This is a genomic window from Desulfurispirillum alkaliphilum (assembly GCF_055378285.1).
This window is the reverse complement of the sequence record NZ_AP042405.1, coordinates 995,992-1,018,042: the sequence shown is the minus strand read 5'-3', so window position 1 is coordinate 1,018,042 and position 22,051 is coordinate 995,992. Positions and strand designations below refer to the sequence as shown.

Below are 22,051 nucleotides of genomic sequence, written 5' to 3'. Positions count from 1 at the left end.
AGATCATTCATGGCGGTGATTTATGTCTAAAGTGCAATCATGGGAAGTTTCAGATGCCTTCTGGCAAAGAGTTGAGCCTTTACTGCCAATCCAGCAAAGAGATCCTGACAAGATCTACAAGCGCAAGCCTGGTGGTGGGCGCAAGCGACTTGACCCCAGGAAGGCGTTTTCCGGCATTGTCTATGTGCTGCGCACCGGTTGTCAGTGGAAAGCGATACCCAAGGAGCAGTTTGGTTGCGCCAGTGCAGTGCACAAGTACTTCATTGAATGGAGTAAGGCCGGTGTATTCGAAGCTATTTGGCGTCAGGGGCTGGCTGAGTATGACGAGATGGAGGGGATAGCTTGGGAGTGGCAAAGCATAGATGGCGGAATGTACAAAGCTCCAATGGCTCTTGAAACCGTAGGGAAGAACCCGACGGATCGGGGAAAAAAACGGGAGCAAGCGTCATGTCCTGGTGGACGGTCGTGGCGTCCCGTTGTCCATCGTCGTAACCGGAGCGAACCGGCATGATGTGAGCCAGCTTGAAGCCGTTCTTGATGGCGTAGTCTTCGAGAAGCCTGCAGAGCAGGAGCAGCATCTTTGCGCAGATTGTGGCTACAAGGGAAAGCCGGCGCTCAGCAGCATTCTTCAGCGCGGATACATACCCCATGTAAAGCAGCGAAAAGAAGAGATCGAGGACAAGAAGCGTGACCCATCAAAGAAGGCGAGGCGCTGGATAGTGGAAGCATCTATTTCCTGGTTCAACCGTTTCAGGAAGATTCATGTGCGCTTTGAGAAGCTTGAGGTCACTCACTACGGATTGACGTGTCTCGCGGCGGCGATAATCACATACAGGAAAATCGGCGTAATTTATGGATAAGTCCTAAAATGCTTGACCACATCCGGGCGGGGAAATCCAGCAAGAGCAATACCAACAAGCCGCTCTTCATCATCGACCATCAATAAATATCCTGGTTGCCTCGTCTCTGATGAAAAAAACCATCCTTCTATCCTGTACGAGCCTTTTTCCAGAGGAATAACTTGATCCAAATGCGCAAAACCTGACGGAAAGTTTTCAAAAGAGTATCTTTTGCCTATTTCTTGCGCATAACGAAATCGCTCTGCACCAAAGACAGATATCCCCATTTCACTTGGTCTTTTGGCTATATCAAGGGCCCATTCGACAACAGGAAAAACCTTTTTAATACTCTGGTGATCTCGAACTTGCATCGCAAGCGCGAGTGCGGCAACTTCCTTCTCCGCAAGACTCTGCAAATCTGGCTTCAATGATTTGAGCTGGTATGGGAGAAGCAGCACAGGCACAAGAACCACAATGGTCACAAAATATTTTTTTTGAAAAAAGGTCTCTTTGTGAGCATATGCTACAAGAATGAAAAGCGATGCCCAAGCCATAATGGCTGGAGTCGTATAGCGGCTTGACAAAGCTTGCGATATACCAAAAACAGCCCTTCCCCCGGCTGTCCCAACTACTGATCCTCCAATAAACAACAAAAATGCCAGTAGCACCAGCACCATGGGATGACGAAAAGAGGGTGAGACAAAGCACCTGAAGGTAAAATAAGCACATGAGCCTATCATAACTGCACCAAGAAGCTGTGGCACCAGTAAGTCGGGCTTTCCGAGCATATAGTAAAACGGATTCCCCAGGTAGGTAAGAACATACAGTATAAAGCTGCCCGTATGTTGTGTCAAAGTAACGCTTAATGAACCATGGCCAGGTGGCGCGCCATAGTGTGAATAGTGACAATACAGTGTCACCACACCAACACAGGCAATCAGCAATGATCGAATCCACCCAAGGCCAAGAGCTATACTCAGGATAACCAGGAGCGGTAACACCAAGACACCATTACCCATGGTAAATACTGACAGAACGCCAAACACCAAAGCACCGAGAAAGTATCGCGCAGTGCCATGCTGGGAATATAGCCCCAAGACAAGAAAACTCAGCAAAGGAATTGAGTAAGCAAGGAAAAACTGGCTTTGAAAACCCCATGTTATGTTTTCATGCTGCATCCACGAAAACACAATTATGACGATAAACAAAGTCAATGCCACTCTCGTATCACGATAGGTTTTGCCATTGAAAAGATTCCATACAAGCAGGTAGAAAACGGCCACCATGAACAACATCAAGATGAAATTCATGATCAAAAGAAAAATGATACTTCCACCAAACAGCTTAATGTCTATCCAAAAAAGTATTCTTGATAAAACAATGCGGTGCTCATTATGCAGCGCTACCCATCGCTCTAGATTTCCTTCAGAAGATTTAATATAAAAATCAAGATATGCATTCCACATATCCCAGAATGGAACAGGCGAGTAATTATTCGCAATGCCGATAGCAACAGAGACAAGAAAAAACATAGAGAATATTAATAAGTAGGACCTAATCGCCATAACCAATTTCCTTCATGAAGTCCATTATGCATTCAGGCATCTAGCTCACTCAATGAGCAGCATACGTTATGCTCCACCAAAGCCGCTATATAGTTTATGGGACACCTACTCCATCCTCCTGAAACTGAAATACTTATGCCCCAGAAAGCTCGTAAACACCGGGAAAATTACCCCAACCCCATGCGCAACAGCTTCCGGGTAGAATTCGAATTGAACTGCCGGAAACGCATAGTGTGCCAAGCCAACACTGATGACATAGGTCTGCAGCACAGCGGCTAGATTAACAATGGTGAAATAGAAAAACTCTTTTTTTGTAGAGTGAATACTCTTTTCAAACACCAGGAACTTATTGAGTACAAATGCCGTAACCATGCCCGTCAGGTAAGCAAGCAGTACCGCATTGCCAAAAGAGACGAATTCATTGTACGCAAAGCGGCTTCCAAAGTTCACTATCGCGGCAAAACCACCGGCAAGCAAAAAAGCTATAAACTGGCGCGAGCGAAATGCCGCAATCACAGTACTGCTCGCCTGGCCATTGAACGCCCATACCCGATGGATTCACTTATGCCACGATCCTCCGGGTAGTAGTAGGTGGTATCCGCCAGATACAGTCCCTTGCAGATCTCTTCAGGGGGCAGCGACTCCGGGTAGCAAGGATGACAGATGGGTTGTGCATAGTCATAGCGATGTACAGCCATATCAAGAATATCTTCGTCACGTATTCCAGGGTTGATGGCTTGAAAGTAAGCTGAAACTCGACTTTTGAACGTTTCGTCGGACTCAAGGTATTTCAGGTTTGATCGCGGCATGTAGTAAGGAACATATACAATATGCCCCACCTCCGGGTTAAGGTTTCCATATTCAATAATACCGGGAATATCCATTCCATCGTCATTGGTATTGAGCCAGAAGTTTTCACTCAGAGGCTTTGCAAGCTTCGCGATCACGCACACTACCCCGATGTTCTCCTTACTCAGAAGCTTATCGCGGTTTATGCCCATGGAGTCTGGCAAGAGGCGCCCCGCAAGCGGCAGCGGAATCGTACTGATCACCCTCTCAAAATAGAGCGACTCATCATGGACCACAACGCCAGCAGCCTGCCCCTTTTCCACAATAATTTGCTGAACCGCCGAAGAAAGCCGGAACTCACCACCTAGCGACTCAATTCTCTCTCTCATGGCGCCCAGCAAGGTCTTTGAGCCACCATTCAGATACCCAAGTTTTTCCTTGAAAAGATTATAACGCGAGCGCCCGATACGCCGAATTCGGCTCCAAATCCATGGGGCAGACAAGTTTGTTGAGTGCTCGTAAAATTTCAGGAAAAAGAGTTTCTCCCACAGCACCTTGTACGCTTCATTGCCAACCCATTTTCGCACCCAGGACAAGGCATCATAACGTTCAAGTGGTTTCCAGTTATCACGCTTAACGGACAGGAACGCATGAAGGCCATACCGAACCTTTGCCGGCAAACCAAGTCCCTTGAACCGCAACAGCGCGATGGGATTCCCCCAGGGCTGGATTGCCCCACGATACCAGTAGCCCATCCTGGTGTTTACCCAGTGGAGCTTGGTACCGAGGTTCAATTCTTCCAGTAATTCAAAAAACGCTTCATCGCTGGTACAGTGAAAGTGGTAGTAACGCTCAATTTCAACGCCTCCAAAATCAAAGGAGGCCGTCATGCCTCCTATGCGATCGTCAGCTTCAAAAATGACAGGGATATGGCCATCCAGCACCAGCTGATAAGCCACGGCTAGACCCATGGGCCCAGCTCCAATAACGGCAACTTTCTTCATGGTACCCCTAAAACTTTAACTGAATTTTACTGTACTCTGGATGCGTAAAAGTCTCACGCATGGCTTCTTCAAAGGGAGTAGGCTGAACACCGAAGATATCCCACCAGGGAATCAGTTCGAACACATCATCAGCAACCAGTGCCTCAAGTTGCTGAGTTGTAAACGGCGGATTCGAACTGAACATGGCGTAAAAACTCATCATCCCTTTAAACATGGAGTAGGGAATATTCACAATTGGCGTTTTCAGGTTTTTCACCCGTTTGATAGTTTTGATAATGTCGATGTAGTCAATTTTTTCGCAACCCGTTATGTTGAATATCTCATTTTGAGGCTGCATTTCCATCGCTCGGATTATGATATTGCAGAAATCTTTTTCATACAGCGGCTGGCGCATATAGCGCCCATGCCCAGGGATGGGGAAAACGGGTACTTTCTCCATGAAACGGCTCAGCCACCCCAGATGCTTGCGATCAAACCAGCCAAACATAAGCGTTGGCCGCAAAACACAGTGGGGAATACCCGACTCAACCACCATCCGCTCCTGTTCTTTTTTTGTATTGGTGTAGAAGTCGCTGGCAACCGATTCGACAACCGATGAGCTGATGTGAACCGTATAGGGGATATGAAACCTCTTTATGAGATCGAGGATAACTTCCGTTGATTTTATGTTATTCCTGATGAAAGGTTCGATAGTGGGTGCACCAATCTGCGCCTGCAGCATCAAAACAACATCAGCGCCATCAAAGGCACTCTCCCACTCACCACGCTCTGACAAATCAGCTACAATAACCGTGATATCCGGATGCAACTCTTTGAGAATCCTGGCATTTTCAGCGTGCTTGTCGAGAGCGACAATATTCCGATAACCCCGATCCTTGAGCTGGATTATGAGATTCTGACCCACCAGACCGGCAGCACCAGGGATGAGTATTTTTATATTACTGTTCACTGCATTACCTCTATGCGTGGTGGCCAGGCCAAGCTAAAATCTGTGTCCTCTATTGATAAGTTCGGGCTATATGCTGGATCATGCTCTATAGAGTGCCCCCATCGTTGCCTCATATAACCCTCCTCATTCTGAAGCCGCGCGATTTTCTCCGGATTATCCTCATAGCCCCGTGAAGCCGATTCGTGATGATACAACTCTGCGTACGGCGTCCAGATATTGCGCAACCCTGCCTCTTTAAGCCGCAGGCAAAAGTCGATATCATTATAGGCGACAGCAAGGTTCACCTCGTCAAGTCCACCAACCTGGAGATAATATTTTTTTTGCACTACCATACACGCTGCAGTAACAGCAGAGAATGAACTGATGAGCTGGGCTCTTGAGAAATAGCCATTATGCCCCCTTGGAAAACCTCTATGAGCATGGTTGGCAATACCTCCCACGCCGAGAAGCACACCAGCATGCTGAACGGTATCATCAGGATACAGCAGCTTTGCGCCAACAGCACCGACACCAGGCCGAAGAGCATGGCTCACCATTTCACACAGCCAATTCGGGGATATCACTTCAATATCATTGTTTATCAGGCCAATGACATCACCACGAGCCATTGCAACCGCCTTGTTGTTAAGTGATGCATAATTAAAAGGGCTATCATCACGTATGACTTCGATAGTATCCATCGCTTTCAAACTCTCCAGATACTCCAGAGCATCTACTTCATCAGTACCGTTATCCACCACAAGAATTTCATAGTTCCCATAGTCTGTCTTTTCTAGAATACTGCTTACGCATTGCTTAAGCAGCTTCATGCAATTCCTGGTAGGAATAATAAGGCTTACCAATGGGAGGGCTTTAGGTAAACCGTAGCGAGCGCGGTAACCATAAGGTACCAGTTCAACGCTTCCATTGACGCGCATTCGCTGAAAGTGTTCATTCAAAGCCCGCTCGCCCGCAATCATCGCATATGGCTTGGCATCTACAGCCGACCCTGCTGTACTCTCCTCGTGAACGCGCCAGTGATAGAGGATGCGCGGTATATGAACAATAGCCTCAACACCAGCAGCTTCTATACACCGTAAGGCAAGATCATAATCCTGGGAGCCTTCCATACCCTTGCGAAAACCACCAACACTCTCGACAAGCTGCTTCTGATACACTCCAAGATGAGAAAACATATTGTGCGAATAGAACAAGTCCATATTCCATCCGCACTTAAAATAAGGGCTGAACCTGTTGCCCTCCTTGTCAATCTTATCTTCATCAGAATATATCAACCTTGCTGAAGGGCTACTCGCTATCGCTTTTGCGACATAAAAGAGTGCATGCGCAGGTAAAACGTCATCGTGATCCAGCAAGGCTACCCACTCACCTGTAGCAAGTTGCAGCGCTGAATTCGACGCTTCTGAGATGTGCCCATTCTTCTCACGAAAACAGACTTTAATTCTTCTATCTCGCTCAGCAAAAGCCAGCAGGAGCTCCTTCACTTCGGATTTCGTGGAAGCATCATCGGCAATACAGAGCTCCCAATTGCCGTATGCCTGCGCCATAACAGACTCTATCGCTTCCGCCAACCAGACAGGATTCGCGTTATACGTGGGCATAACAATGGAAATGCAAGGCTGACAGGGCATACACTGCATTTCTTGACGCATCTTTTCACGCGAGGCCTCGGTAAGAGTATCGTATCGCCTGACCCATTCAGTATAGTCGTTACGGTCATGCGCACCGGAACCTTTTGAGGGACGAGGAATGTGCACTGAACGATGCTGCGAAAGTTTACGTATCACACCGCGCAACCCTTCTCTTCTAATAAGTTGGGTGAGTTTAAATAAAAAATTTCTCAAACCGCCATATCGTCGCACTAAGAGCACAGGCCAAGCCGAGAGTGCCCATATCGTTCGCAATAAACGCGATAAATAACGCAATGGCGCGGTAACTCTCCAGCTTGTTGAAGCGCGCAACTGCTCCACTTCTAAAATTAAATTGTGCATTTGATGGCGTAGGACGGGAACCTGCTCTTCAGGAGTCAGTCCACCTGCGCTTTGGACAGAAACATCAGTAGTTTGCTTAGAAATACCAGCTGTGTCGCAAAGGACTTGCCCACAAGATTGGACTATGCAAAAAGAATCGAAAAACTGAACTGACCTGATATTCATCAGGACAGATTCATGTAGCGACACACCAAATCTACGGTGAAATGACTCCAATAACCATTCACGCTTCTTACCTACTCTCCAATGCCGGAAATTGACAATATCAATAAGTTTTTTTAATAACGCTACCTGGGAATATGGCTCGAAGATACCAGCAGATGTATCAGTGTAGCTTCTACCCAAAACATCCAATACGAAAACCCCGTCTTCATGCAAAAGAGGAAAATACCTGTTCAGCAACTTTATGGTTTCAACAGGAGAAGAAAAACCTGACACATAAATGCAATCGAAACAATCTGATACTTTAAGAATCTTCTGAAGCGCTGTAGACGATAGAGGGCTGGAGGGAACATGAGTAACATTGCCAACTGAGTTCAATCCAGCATCCTTTATAGTTTGCGCACCGCAAAAAGCGACTCCATTAAAATTATCTATTCCAAAAATTTCCGTTAGCCTTACGCCAATATTCCCTTCACCCAGAGCCAGAATAGTTAAACCCTTATCGCATAAAGCTACATTTTTTCTCAAAACATGGGACATACTGCCCTCCGCGAAAACAGAATCAACTACTGTCATTCAAGCTCAAGTACAAAGTCATAAGTGGAAGAATAATCATCCCATTGTGGCATGTTAACTGAATACTTTAAACGTGCCCAGGCATATAGCGAAAAAAGGAAAAATACACTGCTACGGCAATATTGTTTAACGGACGTCTGCTTAGGCTCATGACAATTCTCCACCTATTATACTGACAAAAAACGAGATTTTTATTTTCTCAAGACCACGTCTACCATACACTGGAAGATAAAAGACAGGATCGGTTGTATTGAAGCGAACAAAGCCATTGTCTTCAGCAACACCATTTGACTCTATTTCATGAACACTACACCCAACTGCATTGCCATCAGTAAACACGTACTCGACATGCTGTAACCTCACCAGGCAATATTCATTATCTACAGGATCAAATCTTAACGACCGTATACTTTCAAAATCACGCACATCGTATTCCAAATGAATATCGCCATCTTTGCTGATAGAAAATTTCTGTGTGAGAGATTCCTGCGGATTAAATCCATCACCAGTGTCAACAAAAAGAGTCGCATCAAATTGCTTGGAGTTCCTGTCACATCCTATCATTTCCTCTATACTTTGCTTATCATAAAAATAGATATATCCTTGGACTTTCACTACGGCAACACTATCTTCCTGTAAACTAGGCAGCATATAACGAGGGTCCAAAGTGTTAAATAACGTAAATCCTTCTTTATCGATCACACCATTGGACTCGAGCGATGGATTGACGATTTCCTGTATGCGAGAATTGTGAAATTGGTACAATACTTTAGTAACCTTGACCCTGGAATATTTATTCTCCACCGGATCAAACCTTAGTGATTTAACTGACTGAAAAGCACTAACATCAAAATCCAGTGAAAATTCATTTCCATTGAAAACATTAAAGCTTTTCATGACCAGCTCTTTGTCATTGAATCTGTTTCCGCTGTCAATAAACAAAATTGAAAGTAAGCCAGAGAGACCGTGTTTGTTAAGCAAAACAGACTTATGCATCTCAATTGAAGAATTTACGGATGTAATCCCTTCATCTAAATAATATTTAACAATACCTGACCCTTTGACATAGATTCCTTTACCACCCTTTAGCGCTATTGTGAGCCACAAATCCCAATCCTGCAATCTCTTGATAGAAGGATCAAACCCAGGAAAAGATTCTCTGCGCACAAGTGAGCAAGTGTCTATGTAATTATGGAATTTAAGCTTCTCAAGGTTAAATTCTGATGCCTTATGATAGTAATTTTTTCTTTTAGGGTGCGTTTCTGGATCCATGACAATGGCCTGATAATCAGTATAGGCAAAACAACACTCAGGATGACTTTCCAAGGCAGAAACAAGAGAAGCTAGATGACCAGCAGGCATGACGACATCGTCATCACAGACAAATAAATATTTTTGCGTTGCCCTTTCAGCCCCTAAATTGCGTTTGTGCTGATTAGTCATGCTATCATCATCAATGATTATAATCTCAGCTGGATTATTCGCCCGAATAGACGGAAGCACAAAAGCTTCAACAAACAACATACGAGATTTAATCACAACTAACACTACCGAAACCGGCAAGACGCTTTTTTCTTCTTGCGCACGAGATTGACTGCCTTGGCTAAGCCATTGAAAACCCTTCATTACCAAATCACTTCCCTGTCACAATGCGTTTTATGAGCCGTAACCAGCCATGTCGAAGTTTGTATTGGTCAATTCTTAGCATTATACTAGCGAGCTGCGGTAAGAATCGGCGCTCATTGATAACCTGCACTGTGGCGACGGCAGGTGATAGCTCGGCAGCCACCCTGGCATGTGCGGAAGACCGCAATCTATGCATTTGGCTGAACAGGTTTTCCTCTAACCACATATTCTTCCAATCCAGCTCACGCAGATTCCCGTCTGATTCGTCAAAAAGCTCGAATGCGCGGTTCCAGAGGCCATTGACTCGCCTCAATATTGCCATTCTGGTGTCCTGCGAATAGCGTTGCCCCGAAGCATACTGCATTATCCTGCAGCCACACAGGAAGTGTGAAACAATTTTTGGACCAAGATTGAGCTTTTTCTCATTGGTTATCATGGTTGATGCACCATGCGAACGATGGGTATAAAATCTGCGTTTAAGGAAAAGTACCTTACCTGCCTCAATATCAACCCTGAACGAGAACAGGTTATCCTCATGAGGGCTTGCCTCTTCCAGGAAATTCACGCCAAACTCCTCAAGGTAACTCCTCCTGATGAAGCGCTTCCAAGGTGCCGCATAATAGTTTGACCCCAGCATGAGAGATGTGAACAGCTCCTTGCCATTCTGAATTATACTTTGCTCAGGAGTGGGATCCTTCGTTCTAGAATAGGGATCTATAAGCTCAGGCGACTCACAAACCCAGTTGGGGTTAGTATAAACAACATCCAAGGTGTAGCGATCCGCAACTTCGCAGCAAGCCTGAAGCGCCTCTGAGTCAATAAAGTCATCATTATCAACAAAATAAATATATTCACCACGCGCATACCGAAGACCTACATTCCTTGCAGCCGCAGAACCCGCATTTTCTTTTGTGAAAATGCGAAATCGCTGATCCTTTTCCGCGTAGGAATTCAGAATATCCAAGGAACTATCAGTAGAACCATCATTAATGCAAATCACTTCAAAATCTTTAAGAACTTGAGCCCTTATACTGTCCAAGCATTCCGATAAATATTTCTGTGCATTATATACAGGGACGATTACAGATACTTTAATCATGAAAAAACTCCCTGTTGGCTTCGAGCATTCTATATACCTCACAGTTTCTAGCAAGCTTCTCTGAATCAACCTCCAACCCAAATCCACTCAGTCGGTAATGACAGTGACATATCCCACTGTCGTCTCGCCTAGTAACGATATTATTGACACAACTCATGAATAGGTCAGAATACTCCAGTGGCTTCTCTATTGATTCACACCATTCAGCACCAAGCGCACACGCCAGTTGCTGCCACGCTGTACATGCTGCACCAATCAGGCTATTATCTCCAATCATAAGCTTTCCACCACCATCAAGAATTCTTTTCGCCAGCAAAATCATGGCTCGAATAGAACCCATGGTGTGAGGATGAATATTATAAATATGACCAGGCACTACTTCGAGCACCTTATGGAGCTTGTAGGCAGGTCGCAGGAGATAATCGGGGATTATCGGCAAAGAGGGAACCATTGATTGAAGATGCGCCATCTGACTGAAAGAAATCTTTGCGGGATCCTCACAGGCGTCAAGTCCAGCGCGTTGCAATATTGACATGTACTCCGCAAGTACCTCTAGCTCGTCATCTTCTATTTGACAGTCTTTCAAATATCCCTCATTCACGTCCGCCACAAGAAAGCAGCCGTCAGGAATAGCGTCGCGTACACATTTAACGATTTGCGTATCATGATCAATGTCGCCGAAAAGTTTTATCTTAAGGTGCGTTCTTGCCAATAGCTTTGCTTGCTCAACAGCATTGAAAGGGTTTTTTTGCAGAATACACTCAAGGCCAGGTAGAGAGGTTGACTGCTTTGGAAGCCCCAGGTAGTCCATGGCATTTACGCCACGAATCCGTGCAGCTAAGTCAATTAGAGCAAGCTCCATAGCCTCAAGGTACATATCAGGCATGCGCCCAATTGCGCTCACACATAATCGCAATGCATCATCAATTGTCAGTCCAAGCCACTCAGAGTAAGTTCTCTCTGTGTCTATTACCGCCCTTTCAAGCCTTGTCAATGTAAGTTCTGACCAGCCTGCTAGCCCTCCAGAAGTTACTTTCAGCATACATTGATATCTAGCAGGCCAGACTCCCTGGCTAAAGTTACGCGCGATATCAACTTTAATAAAAAAAAGCTCAATACTAACAACGGTGTTGATCTTATCTATTGCAAAGTTGCAGAACGAATTTATGTAGTCATGCTCTATACTTATGTCAGAAATTACATCCATAACGAAAATCCCCCATTCATTATTTTACATTTACTTTATAGTCAAATGCCGATGAAAGATGTTCAGGCCCTACAGCAACTCGATAGTCATATCCTTCATCCCAAGCTATATATACAGGTAACCTTTCAATGGCATGCAATATTGTTCGGTTATTTCGCAGCGGTTCCTCTGGAAACTCGTATATTGATATATCGCTCCACAGTGGCGCAAGAGCCAAAGGCCTATACAGAAACATAAATCCTACTGGAAATATTGGAGATTTTTCACCTGCAAAATCAATGTATTTCTTGCAACCCAGTGAGTGCCATAAGGCTTGACACTCACTTTCATTTCCACCCCATAATGACCCTTGATACTTAAAATAGTGCGGAACATCTGGCACTATTAGCCCTACCTTCGGGTTATTGTTCAGATAAGCTACAAGCCCCTGCAGATTGCACAAAAAAGCATCTAAAACTTCATCTAGCCACGATTCCCCCACCCAGGAGTCTGCTGTTGGTGATTTTTTTGTATGCAAATGAAGGACGTAGTCATACTGACTCAAGCTATTCTGCATTTTCAACCAAGGATAAATATTACGGCCAATATTCTCACACACGTAAATATCTTTAACCGCGTCATAGATATGAGCCTTCTTTGAAGAGCCAACAACATCCTCTTTAAGTTCCTGTGAAGAGACACTGAAGTAGATATCAAAATCGACAATTGAGAATTCTACCTTAGATAAAATATACTCAAGCACATCGATATAAAAAACATGTATATGAATCGCCAATGACTTATTTGAATCCTCAGCCAACCTAACATTTCCACCAACATATATATTTTTATTAAATATCCTGGCGACATAAGATGGCGGCTCTGTCTTAAAAAAATAATCGAACACTAAATAACTTGGAAATCCTGTTTTTTGAGATAATAACTTAAGTAAATAGCGAGGATATTGAAAACTCTTAAATCGCCGTATCTTAAAAAAAGGAATTCCCCTATCCAAGAGCAACTCCGGGCAGTTCATGGCAACATCTTCATTATAATTCACGTCATTACTACAATCGCAAAGCGCTAGATGACTAAATCCTGCTGAAGTCAACAGAGGCGTAAGCCTTGTCTCGCAATTCTGTATCACTTCATCCCTGCCTAGGTAATATGGAACGCCCTCCCAGAATGCCTTAAACGCGACTGAATTCAGTACAGAATGAGAGAAAACCAAGAAGTAACTTTGCAAATGCTCTGGCACCGGCCCATTGGTACCCGGCATACCATTTGCCGCCTCAGCATGATTTGTTAATCCCCAAAAATCAATTCCTCTCGACTCCATGTCGCCATATATCTCACCAATATCGCGAATAGGGCCAAAACAAGTGTCATTCATGATGGTCAAACTACGATATTCAGAAACAGAATCTAACCCTTCATGCAGAAGCGCATCCTTATAGCCTCCGAAATCAAACCCGACATTATTCCTCACTATAATTTTGTCGCAATATGCACCTAACTTGTCAAGATCGCCAACGTTTAGCTTGCTGTTTGAAACAAAAATCACCCTCGCAAAAAGGCAACCAATCTTGCTAAGCGCATATACAACATGCTCTGATAACAATTCATTCTTGTTGTAATGACTAAAAACAAGAATTCTCTCACCTTCATCCACAAGAGGTATATCTCTATTATCACTTTCACTAACGAACTGTATAGTTTTCGGTTCATCCGGTTAAAGCGTACTTTGAATTATGGAGGGCCTTTATTCTGAGCTCGAAGAATTCCATATCTCTGTATCCATAGGCTTGCCTTTTGAGGGTATCAATTTTGTTGTTGATCCCCTCAAGTGGTCCTGTTGATATGGGGTGATCATACCAGTTCAGGATTCCCTCTCGGTGCTTCTCCAGCGTTTTGGCCATTTTCTTCAACCCTTTGATGGCTGATGCCTGAGCCCTGTTGATCCAGTCATCGAGGAATACCGTGGCAGCTACCTTGTCAGTTTGTTGCCATATCTGGCGGAGATCTTCTTTCATATAGTAGGCAACCGCCAATGGTCGATTGGCCTGCAGGGCAAGTTCAAGGCGTTCATGATCGCTGGTTTGCTCGCCAATGCTCTGCGGATTTTTGAGAAGCATCCAGCGAGTGCCTTTGAGAATGCTCTTGTCATGCTGACTTGTGAGCTCATGGTACAGCTCGCGGCGAATATCGGTAAGGCGTTCATTCATAAGCTTGACGACATGGAAACGATCAAACACCAACGCAGCAGATGGAAGGTGTTCGAGCACTGCCGACCGGTAAGCCGGACTCATGTCAGCAGCAACGGCTTTGATAGATGACTTGCGACGACCAAGGCGTTTCCAGAAACCATCAAGCGCTTCTGCCTGTTTGCCTGCTCCAACGTATACGACCCTGGCTGAACCAAGGTCAATGACGAGAGTAATGAAGCCATGTTTGCGTCCGGTGTATTTCTCATCAATGGCGATATACTCAAGCCCAGCAAGTGAAGGGCTACTATAGTGATGATGCAGATACCGCTTGAAAATGGACTTGACCAGGTCCCAGCCTATACCAAGAAGCCGTGCTACATCAATGAGGCTCATAGCTTGGGCAAGGGAGACCACATACCGAGCAAATGCATGGGTGTAGGAACACCGTGGAGAGGCTATTTTCAGACTCACCCGCCTGACGCTACCGCACTGAAGGCACTGGATGCGTGGAACGTGGACGTGCAACCAAGTGGACTTGATCCCCAAAGGCAAACCTCGTAACCGACGAATGCTACTGCCTCGCAATATGACAGAACGGCCAAGGCACGCAGGGCAGCGAATCAGCTTTTTACGGGGCCGGACATGGAAATTGATGGTATTGCCGCGATACTGTGTACGGATGTAATCGTAGCCAGCAAGGCCGTAGGCATGGTAAAGAACACTGGTGGGCATGGTGCTTCTCCCGGAATTATTTGGTTGTAATCCCGATAAATGGCACCATGCTCACTTTTTTGTCAATGTATCCTCAATACGGAAGAGCCTAGTTTTCACCATGGAAACATCAACGCAATTAGGCAGGCGATTTTCATGCCTTCCGTAGACAATATAATGAAGAAGCGGATTCATGCCACTAGCTAACACATCTGGATTGCACTGGGTGTAATATCTTGTGTGGAAAAAGGGTGAAGGATCTCTCATCTCTGTAGCACCATAAAACAAATAGTGCCAAATCGGACTTACATCCTCCCTGGGAAGGTCAGGATATTTCTCTAAATAATAATCTTCATCAAAGAGACCACTTCGCAAAATGATCTCATGCGCCTCTTGATCTCTCTGACGCTTCTCTTGCTGAGCTGCATTAACTGCGCGCCCTTCAGCTGAACCATGCGAAAAGTAATGCCAAAGAGATCCCTGACCTGATTCCTTCACATCAACGTTGAATTCCAGGTACCATACAGGGTCAAAGTCGGGGTTGGGTCTTCGACCTTCTCTCTCCCCATATCTAATGTAGTGATACAAAGGGTTTATGCCACCGGGGTTCACATCAGGGTTTGAGTTCAGATAGAAAGCAGTGTCAAAATACCGGTTGGGGTTTCTGCCCTCGAATGCTCCAGAAGAAATGAAGTGGCGAACCGGATCCATGTCGGCTTGGCGCACATCTGGATAAGATATGAGATAATAGATTTCATCAAACAATCCACTTCCCTTGATGGCCTTATACACAGCAAATTTATTGAAAGATCTTTGAATCCATTTCATGACATTATTTCCTCTTCAGCATTCTGATGGCTTTCCTGATGAAACGGGTGTAACGCCAGCTTCTGCTAAGAAGTACACTTGCCAATTCGTTGGCAAGCGTGTCCTTTTCCCGCATTTGCGTTTGCAGGGTCTGCTGCAGCGCAATCAGCACAGCTTCTTTGTCCTTCAGGACGGATTTCGTTTCACTCAAGCTGTCCTGAGTTTGAGCCAGCGCGACCTCTCTGTCCTTCAGGGCAGATTGTGTTTCACTCAGGCTGTCCTGAGTTCGAGCCAGCGCGACATCTCTGTCCTTCAGGGCAGATTGCGTTTCGCTCAGGCTGTCCTGAGTTCGAGCCAGCGCGACCTCTCTGTCCTTCAGGGCAGATTTCGTTTCGCTCAGACTTTCTTGAGCCTGGGCCAACATGGTTTCATTGTCCTGTAGTTTTTTTTGAATTTGAGCCAAGGAGGTTTTGTGGGATTGTAATATGTTGCTATTTTTTTTAAGGGTAATTTCTTTAGAAATTCGGTCATGCTCGGTTAGCTCAAGCAACTTGACAGTGACCTTGTCTTCGCAAAAAAGAACGTGATTTATGTCATGGTTTTCAAACAAAATACCAAAACCGTTTAACCCATCTGCTTTGTATAAAGTTAAATCCAGGTCACAACCCGCCATGAAGTCTTCGATAGCAGTCAGCACTCCATTTTGTTCGCCATTCTCGTAAATAGCGTTATTTAAATGACAATTTAAACCGTCATCACCTATCAGGTCATTTTCATGGGGCAATATTCCACTTTTTTTGTATGGGTGCAGAAACTCAATTGGTATATTCTTGGGGTCGTAATACAGATCCCTTCTTCCATATGGCCACCCTATATCATGAAAAAAAACAATGGGAAACTTGCCTTTATTATTTCGATAAATCAAGCGCAGTTCATTGTAAACCGTATACCAGTTGTGATCGCCATCTATGAGTACCACATCCACATTGTGTATTTCCTGGAGTGCATTCAGGCTAAGGTCACATATCATTTTAAAATACTTATCATTTTCCGCCTCAATCTGAATAAAATCAAATTGAGGCAAAGGGTCAATAGAAATCAAAAAGGAACCCCGAGACTTGCAGTACTCAATCAGCTTTAGTGTGCCATCACCCCGCTGTGATCCTATCTCAACCATAGTGCCAATATTTATATTATCCAGAATGGGAAAAATCACTTTCTCTAAAAACCTATGCATGATTGATTTCCTTAGTGAGAACCTGTAGGTTTTTAACAATCAGAATATGGCTCAACCTAGCGCCTTCATCCATTGACTGCATTTTAAACACAAGGGCATCATGTACCCAATGGTGCTGCACATGGCTATCTTGTATGCCTTCCGCCAATGCCACTGTCATTGTATACTCTCCATTCTGTAAGAATGGAACACTAAAGCATAATTCAACTATATAATTACCAACTCTGCTCAGATTCAAGTCCCGGTTTTTTTTTGAAACATAGGTATTCGTCCCCATGACTCGCACGCCAAGATGATTCTTAACAATAAACCCGATTATAGGGCTATACAGTTCTTCATGGGTTTGCACCTTTAACAAAAGCCTTACTTTCTCTCCTCCTTGCAATACACTAAGTTGATTAGAATTTTCATCCACAAGGGCAATACCTGTTATCCTTGCCCCACCTTCTCCAAAACTTTCACAGTTTTTAAGAGATTGCCACTGAATATCGGTGAGTTGTTTTGTATTTGAAGGTTGGGAGACGGGTGTGTTTTTCGTTGTTTCCTGTCCGTAGGTCATAAAAGAAAAGTATTTTTTGCACACCAGCTCACTGTCCCCATCTTCCTTTAGCATACCCTCGTGAATCCATATGGCTCGGCTGCAGAATGTTTCTACCGCGCCTGTTGAATGGCTGACAAAGAGAATGGTGGTGTTGTTCTTTTTCAGTTGATCCATGCGACGGAGACATTTCTGCTGAAAGCGAATATCGCCAACGCTTAGCGCTTCGTCAATAATCAGAATTTCTGGCTTGACATGAATGGCTACACCAAAGGCGAGACGTGCTGCCATACCACTGCTGTAGGTTTTAAGTGGCTGATGAATGAACTTACCTAACTCGGCAAATTCAATAATTTCCTCGACCTGTCGGTCTGTTTCTTCTTGAGCTATGCCGTTAATTGTGTTGCTTAGGTAAATGTTTTCCATGCCTGTCATTTCGGGGTTAAAGCCAGCGCCTAGCTCCAGTATTGCCGAGACTTTTCCTCGCACGATAGCCCTGCCGGAGGTGGGAGTGAGAACTCCAGCTATGATTTTCAGCAGAGTGGACTTGCCGCTGCCGTTCCGGCCAATAATCCCTACGGTTTCCCCTCGGTTGATTTCAAAGCTTATATTATCAAGCGCGTGGAAATCTTTGTGATACTTCTTTCGCAAAGGGTTTAGCGCCTCTTTAAGCCGATCGGTAGGATTTTGATAGAGGGGATAGGTTTTGGTGACGTGGTGTACGGAAATAATAGCACTGGCCATCAGAGCACATCCGCAAAGTGGGGTCGCAATCGTTTGAAAACAATTGCGCCAACGATAAAGAGAACAATGGTAATCACCAGGAAATAGGCGCCGAGCGTATGACGCTCCCAGAACCATGTATTATGTATAAGCGCTGCCCGGTAGCCATCGACAATATAATATGCGGGATTCAATTTGATCAGATACTGGTATTTTGCGGGCACAAGATCCAGACTCCAGAAAATAGGCGTATACCAAAAACCAATTTGAAGCAAAACAGCAATAAGACTGCTCATGTCTTTAACAAAAACCTGAATGGCCGAAGTGAACCATGATATACCGACAGAAAGCACTATGGCCAAGAAGGTATAAAATGGTAGCTGCAGCCAATAAACCGTGGGTTTATACCCATAGATAAAAAACATGGCAAACAGGAAAATGACAAGGCCCAAATGGATTATTCCGGCGGACAGAACTTCCACGATAGGAAGGATACTGACGCGAAAAGCGACTTTGCGGACAAGAAATGCGTTGCCAGTGATTGCACTTGCCCCCGAGCTTATTGAGCTGGCCAGAAAAAGCCAGGGGATCATACCGCTGGCGAGCCAGAGAAAAAACGGCATTCCTCCCGTTGAAGGGCCCACCTTGAAGCCTACTTCAAACACAAACCATATCACGAGCATGAATGTAAGCGGTTGTATGAAAGCCCAAGCAAGCCCCATGTAGGAACCAAGATATTGTTTTTTGAAGTCGTGGATAACCAGTTGATAAAGCAGCGTCCGGTTATTCAGGACATGGCGGACAAAGCGATAAAATTCTTTTATATAAACATGCATAGGGTTCCTACTGACTGACCAAAGCCTTGTGCTGAAAATTCGGGCGTATAGTACCTGATTTTCGATGAACTTTGTAGCAATATTCTTTTTATTTCCGACTGTGTTTCCGCAATGCTTTTCGATTCACTCGATAATGACGCCAATTTGAAAACCATCCCCATTTGTTGAAATAATATACAGCTGATCTGATGTGATGCCAAAGTAAATTGAGTTTACGATAAGAGCCCTTTGCGTAGCCATGGTACACCTTGACGGCAGGATAAAAAACGGTTCGTGAAACCTGACCAACTCTGCGCGTCAGATCTATATCTTCCAGGTACATGAAATACTTCTCATCAAAAAAACCTGCCGTCTGCAAACATCGCGTCCTGAGCAACATAAAGCACCCGGAGAGTGAAGGCGCGTCAAAAACCTGCGTATAGTCCGCAAAACGCATCTCATAGTTCCAGTTTATCTTTTCCTTCATTGCAGCGACGGGGAGAAATCGCCTTGCAAAGAGCTCCTTCGGGGTAGGCAAGAGCTTGCAAAGGTGCTGAAGGCTTCCATCATGGTTGAGCACTTTTGGCATCAGCTGACCTACGTCGGAGTTCTGCTCCATAAACAGGAGTAATTCTTCAAAAATATCCTCCTGAAAGTACACATCCGGATTCATGACCAGGTGGTAAGCAACTCCTTGCTCCACCGACTTGCGCAGGGCAATATTGTGGGCTTTGCCGTAGCCGAGATTATTACCCGAATGCAGATATTCCACGATATCCCCGTATGAGCGAGCAATCGGCTCAAGGATTTGATCGGGAGAGTTATCAATGATGTAGATCTTTGCAATATGCCTGGCGCCGAGCATAAGGCTGTTGAGGGCCTTGCGAAATTCCTGCTCGTCTGTCTTGTAAAGGACTATGGAAACGTTTAAGTCCATTTTTTCACGCCTACCCCGGCTAAAAGCATGATTTTCCAGAAAATGTACTTTGCCATGCTTGAGTAAATCCCAAGGTGTCGAGCCATATGGTACGACCGTATCACGTTATTCGCATATTGTCTGAACTTCATGAGTTTTACAAACGCGTTTTTCAGAGATCCACCTCTCCCTGCCCCCACAGCATTTGCAGCGTGCTGGCGATACAACACGGTCGGTTTCTGAACAGGTAAAAGCACACCCCCCGCCAGGAGGACTCTCAGACCGCACCACCAGTCATGCATAACTGCGTATTGTGAAACGGGAAGTACAGCATTACGTGCTGCACCGTTCAACAGCAGAGTGCACCCTGTCAGGCAATTTCGCAGTGCCAGCAGCTTTGGCGTAACACTGAATTCCGGTCCTGCCCCCTGGTATTGCCACAATGACTCAGAGATAACACGCAGGTCGCTATCAACAACCACAAGATCACTGAATACGAGAGCCGGAACTTCAGCGCCACTTGCTTTTTCGTGTTGCAGTATTCGATCCACCGCAAGACGTATCTTATCTTTCAGCCAGATATCGTCCTGATCGCAGAACATAACGTAATGCGCGGTCGATTTCTGCAAAAGATAGGTGAAATTGCCCTGAGCACTTCCAGAGTGCACATTGTCATTGAGCCAGATAATTTTTTCCGGATAGAGGGTGCTGTATTTTTCAATGATTGCCAATGTTCCGTCGCTTGAACCATCATCGTGGATCAGCGCGCTCCACTGTTGATATTCCTGTGATAAAAGAGATTCAAGCTGTTGTGACAGGAAGGCTTCACCGTTAAAGGTGGCAAGAAGAACTTCTACATGGGGCACAGCAAAACCATTGCCCTGCAGCTCTTTTTCTTCCTGAGTGCCTGCCAGAGCATTTACCGCTTCATCGAAGCTCATCTCGACCCAAACCCCGTCACGACAACCTTAAGGGTCTTAAAGAAGATCAGCAGATCAAGCCAGAAAGAAAAGTATTTGATGTAATAAAAGTCGTATTCAATTTTCCGCGCGGTTCCGGGAAGATCGCAGGTATACCCCTGGCTGACCTGGGCCCAGCCGGATATCCCCGGCCTGACAACGTGGCGGTAGCTGAAGAAGGGTATGCACTGTTCATAATGGTTTGAAAGCGCGATGGCCTCCGGTCGCGGCCCGATAAAACTCATTTCCCCCTTCGCGATATTCCATATTTGCGGCAACTCATCGATGCGAAATTTGCGGATGATGCGGCCGACTTTCGTGATGCGGGGGTCGTCGCAGCTTTCCGTGTAGTAGTTCCCGTTATCGGAGTCACATGTCATGCTGCGAAACTTGTACATGATAAAGGGTTTGCCGCGAAAGCCCATGCGCTCCTGCCGGTATATCACGGTGCCCTTGCTTTCCAACTTGATGGCAAGGGCGCAGAGAACCATGAGGGGAAGGGAAACGGTCCCGATTATGGCAACACCCACAAGATCAATAATTCGCTTAAAAAAAGCGTAGTTACGCGATGGTATCAGTGAGCCGATGTCATTTTCCATCAGGTGATCCATGCGCACGCGGCCGGTCATGGATTCGCTGATGTGTTTGACGTGATAGACGGGGATGCCGCTGAGGGTGCAGCTGGCGAGAAACTTCTGCCACTGGGCCGGTATTTCGGCGCGCAGGTCGGCGACAACGGCATCAACGCGAATGGCGCCCAGTGAGGGTTCCTCGAGGGGGCGCCAGTAGACTGCGGGGAGTTTTTCCAGCTCCAGGGCATTGCCGAAGGGAACCAGGGCTATTTTCAGGGTGCGGTATCTGCGGCCGATGAAGTAGCCGAAATAGCACCACAGCATGGTGTAAATGTAAGCATACACAAAGACGGTGCGGGCATGGTCTATCTGAAAGGAGAAGATGGTGATGACAACCACCGCAAACCATATGGTGACGGTGGGAAAGGGGTAGGCGGCTGAATGGGCGCCGGGAAAACGCAGCAGACGCCGCAGTGTCAGTATGGATGCGGTAACGGCAATGGCGACTGCCACCAGGGAGTTGATCTGGGTCGGGGTGAGGTGAAGCCAGAATCCCCAGCTCCAGCGGGCCAGACTGCTGGCGCCGGCAATGAAGACCAGGCCCGAGACAAGCTGAAAGGGCAGGCTCAGCAGGACGAGCTCATACCAGCGGGAATGTCGGAGGTTGCGATGGTCGCTCACAGGTGGCCTCGAAAGTGGAGTTCGAAGGGCAGCATCTGCCTTCATGCTGGATACGGAATACTACCCCAGGTGGACGCTGAATTGAAGTCCAATCTGAAG

18 protein-coding genes are annotated in these 22,051 nt (G+C 45.7%); 1 reads left to right on the top strand and 17 read right to left on the bottom strand.

What is annotated here, in order from left to right:
* Positions 1–22 precede the first annotated feature (22 nt).
* A protein-coding gene (locus tag ACZ46I_RS04680) for an IS5 family transposase (protein WP_464280308.1) occupies positions 23–860 on the top strand; the annotation gives its coding sequence in 2 pieces (ribosomal slippage) (positions 23–427 and positions 429–860; 837 coding nt in all).
* On the opposite strand, the gene ACZ46I_RS04675 is transcribed toward ACZ46I_RS04680, so the two are convergent.
* The 17 genes from ACZ46I_RS04675 to ACZ46I_RS04595 all read right to left on the bottom strand — a co-directional run bounded on the left by ACZ46I_RS04675 (position 851) and on the right by ACZ46I_RS04595 (position 21,952).
* Positions 851–2,404, bottom strand: coding sequence for a hypothetical protein (locus tag ACZ46I_RS04675; RefSeq protein WP_464281593.1), 1,554 nt, complete (start codon positions 2,402–2,404; stop codon positions 851–853). The genes ACZ46I_RS04680 and ACZ46I_RS04675 overlap by 10 nt on opposite strands.
* Positions 2,405–2,509: 105 nt before the next feature.
* Positions 2,510–2,920 (bottom strand): GtrA family protein, encoded by a 411-nt coding sequence (locus ACZ46I_RS04670; RefSeq protein WP_464281592.1) that lies wholly within the window; start codon positions 2,918–2,920, stop codon positions 2,510–2,512.
* Entirely contained in the window at positions 2,917–4,197 is a 1,281-nt protein-coding gene (locus ACZ46I_RS04665; protein WP_464281591.1) for an NAD(P)/FAD-dependent oxidoreductase, read from the bottom strand. The genes ACZ46I_RS04670 and ACZ46I_RS04665 overlap by 4 nt, the downstream gene beginning before the upstream one ends.
* 7 nt (positions 4,198–4,204) lie before the next feature.
* Positions 4,205–5,146: an NAD-dependent epimerase/dehydratase family protein gene (locus ACZ46I_RS04660; protein ID WP_464281590.1), complete on the bottom strand. Its 942-nt coding sequence runs from the start codon at positions 5,144–5,146 to the stop codon at positions 4,205–4,207.
* Positions 5,143–7,875, bottom strand: coding sequence for a glycosyltransferase family 2 protein (locus tag ACZ46I_RS04655; RefSeq protein WP_464281589.1), 2,733 nt, complete (start codon positions 7,873–7,875; stop codon positions 5,143–5,145). The genes ACZ46I_RS04660 and ACZ46I_RS04655 overlap by 4 nt, the downstream gene beginning before the upstream one ends.
* Before the next feature lie 147 nt (positions 7,876–8,022).
* Positions 8,023–9,501, bottom strand: coding sequence for a glycosyltransferase (locus tag ACZ46I_RS04650; protein ID WP_464281588.1), 1,479 nt, complete (start codon positions 9,499–9,501; stop codon positions 8,023–8,025).
* A 7-nt stretch (positions 9,502–9,508) separates the two neighbouring features.
* On the bottom strand, positions 9,509–10,600 hold the full coding sequence (locus ACZ46I_RS04645; RefSeq protein ID WP_464281587.1) for a glycosyltransferase family 2 protein: 1,092 nt from the start codon (positions 10,598–10,600) through the stop codon (positions 9,509–9,511).
* The gene (locus ACZ46I_RS04640) at positions 10,593–11,807 is read right to left on the bottom strand and encodes an enolase C-terminal domain-like protein (RefSeq protein WP_464281586.1); all 1,215 of its coding nucleotides are present in this window, start codon (positions 11,805–11,807) and stop codon (positions 10,593–10,595) included. Before ACZ46I_RS04640 ends, ACZ46I_RS04645 begins: the two co-directional genes overlap by 8 nt.
* A gap of 19 nt (positions 11,808–11,826) precedes the next feature.
* Positions 11,827–13,458: a rhamnan synthesis F family protein gene (locus tag ACZ46I_RS04635; RefSeq protein ID WP_464281585.1), complete on the bottom strand. Its 1,632-nt coding sequence runs from the start codon at positions 13,456–13,458 to the stop codon at positions 11,827–11,829.
* Positions 13,459–13,510: 52 nt separating this feature from the next.
* On the bottom strand, positions 13,511–14,725 hold the full coding sequence (locus ACZ46I_RS04630) for an ISL3 family transposase (RefSeq protein WP_464280675.1): 1,215 nt from the start codon (positions 14,723–14,725) through the stop codon (positions 13,511–13,513).
* Positions 14,726–14,776: 51 nt separating this feature from the next.
* Positions 14,777–15,532, bottom strand: coding sequence for a hypothetical protein (locus ACZ46I_RS04625; protein WP_464281584.1), 756 nt, complete (start codon positions 15,530–15,532; stop codon positions 14,777–14,779).
* A 4-nt stretch (positions 15,533–15,536) separates the two neighbouring features.
* The gene (locus ACZ46I_RS04620; protein WP_464281583.1) at positions 15,537–16,748 is read right to left on the bottom strand and encodes a class I SAM-dependent methyltransferase; all 1,212 of its coding nucleotides are present in this window, start codon (positions 16,746–16,748) and stop codon (positions 15,537–15,539) included.
* Positions 16,741–18,030 (bottom strand): ABC transporter ATP-binding protein, encoded by a 1,290-nt coding sequence (locus tag ACZ46I_RS04615; protein WP_464281582.1) that lies wholly within the window; start codon positions 18,028–18,030, stop codon positions 16,741–16,743. Before ACZ46I_RS04615 ends, ACZ46I_RS04620 begins: the two co-directional genes overlap by 8 nt.
* Entirely contained in the window at positions 18,030–18,845 is an 816-nt protein-coding gene (locus ACZ46I_RS04610; RefSeq protein WP_464281581.1) for an ABC transporter permease, read from the bottom strand. The genes ACZ46I_RS04615 and ACZ46I_RS04610 overlap by 1 nt, the downstream gene beginning before the upstream one ends.
* Positions 18,846–18,933: 88 nt before the next feature.
* On the bottom strand, positions 18,934–19,761 hold the full coding sequence (locus tag ACZ46I_RS04605) for a glycosyltransferase (RefSeq protein ID WP_464281580.1): 828 nt from the start codon (positions 19,759–19,761) through the stop codon (positions 18,934–18,936).
* A complete protein-coding gene (locus ACZ46I_RS04600; protein WP_464281579.1) occupies positions 19,752–20,681 on the bottom strand; it encodes a glycosyltransferase family 2 protein in 930 nt (309 codons plus the stop codon). The genes ACZ46I_RS04605 and ACZ46I_RS04600 overlap by 10 nt, the downstream gene beginning before the upstream one ends.
* Positions 20,678–21,952 (bottom strand): sugar transferase, encoded by a 1,275-nt coding sequence (locus ACZ46I_RS04595; protein WP_464281578.1) that lies wholly within the window; start codon positions 21,950–21,952, stop codon positions 20,678–20,680. The genes ACZ46I_RS04600 and ACZ46I_RS04595 overlap by 4 nt, the downstream gene beginning before the upstream one ends.
* Between the last annotated feature and the right edge of the window lie 99 nt (positions 21,953–22,051).

What these genes read in the sequence shown, in the direction of transcription:
- ACZ46I_RS04675 (WP_464281593.1), bottom strand. Translation starts at nt 2,404, where the DNA reads ATGGCGATTAGGTCCTACTTATTAATATTCTCTATGTTTTTTCTTGTC.
- ACZ46I_RS04605 (WP_464281580.1), bottom strand. Translation starts at nt 19,761, where the DNA reads ATGGACTTAAACGTTTCCATAGTCCTTTACAAGACAGACGAGCAGGAA.
- ACZ46I_RS04645 (WP_464281587.1), bottom strand. Translation starts at nt 10,600, where the DNA reads ATGATTAAAGTATCTGTAATCGTCCCTGTATATAATGCACAGAAATAT.
- ACZ46I_RS04650 (WP_464281588.1), bottom strand. Translation starts at nt 9,501, where the DNA reads ATGAAGGGTTTTCAATGGCTTAGCCAAGGCAGTCAATCTCGTGCGCAA.
- ACZ46I_RS04610 (WP_464281581.1), bottom strand. Translation starts at nt 18,845, where the DNA reads ATGCATGTTTATATAAAAGAATTTTATCGCTTTGTCCGCCATGTCCTG.
- ACZ46I_RS04600 (WP_464281579.1), bottom strand. Translation starts at nt 20,681, where the DNA reads ATGAGCTTCGATGAAGCGGTAAATGCTCTGGCAGGCACTCAGGAAGAA.
- ACZ46I_RS04655 (WP_464281589.1), bottom strand. Translation starts at nt 7,875, where the DNA reads ATGACAGTAGTTGATTCTGTTTTCGCGGAGGGCAGTATGTCCCATGTT.
- ACZ46I_RS04620 (WP_464281583.1), bottom strand. Translation starts at nt 16,748, where the DNA reads ATGCATAGGTTTTTAGAGAAAGTGATTTTTCCCATTCTGGATAATATA.
- ACZ46I_RS04615 (WP_464281582.1), bottom strand. Translation starts at nt 18,030, where the DNA reads ATGGCCAGTGCTATTATTTCCGTACACCACGTCACCAAAACCTATCCC.
- ACZ46I_RS04625 (WP_464281584.1), bottom strand. Translation starts at nt 15,532, where the DNA reads ATGAAATGGATTCAAAGATCTTTCAATAAATTTGCTGTGTATAAGGCC.
- ACZ46I_RS04665 (WP_464281591.1), bottom strand. Translation starts at nt 4,197, where the DNA reads ATGAAGAAAGTTGCCGTTATTGGAGCTGGGCCCATGGGTCTAGCCGTG.
- ACZ46I_RS04630 (WP_464280675.1), bottom strand. Translation starts at nt 14,725, where the DNA reads ATGCCCACCAGTGTTCTTTACCATGCCTACGGCCTTGCTGGCTACGAT.
- ACZ46I_RS04640 (WP_464281586.1), bottom strand. Translation starts at nt 11,807, where the DNA reads ATGGATGTAATTTCTGACATAAGTATAGAGCATGACTACATAAATTCG.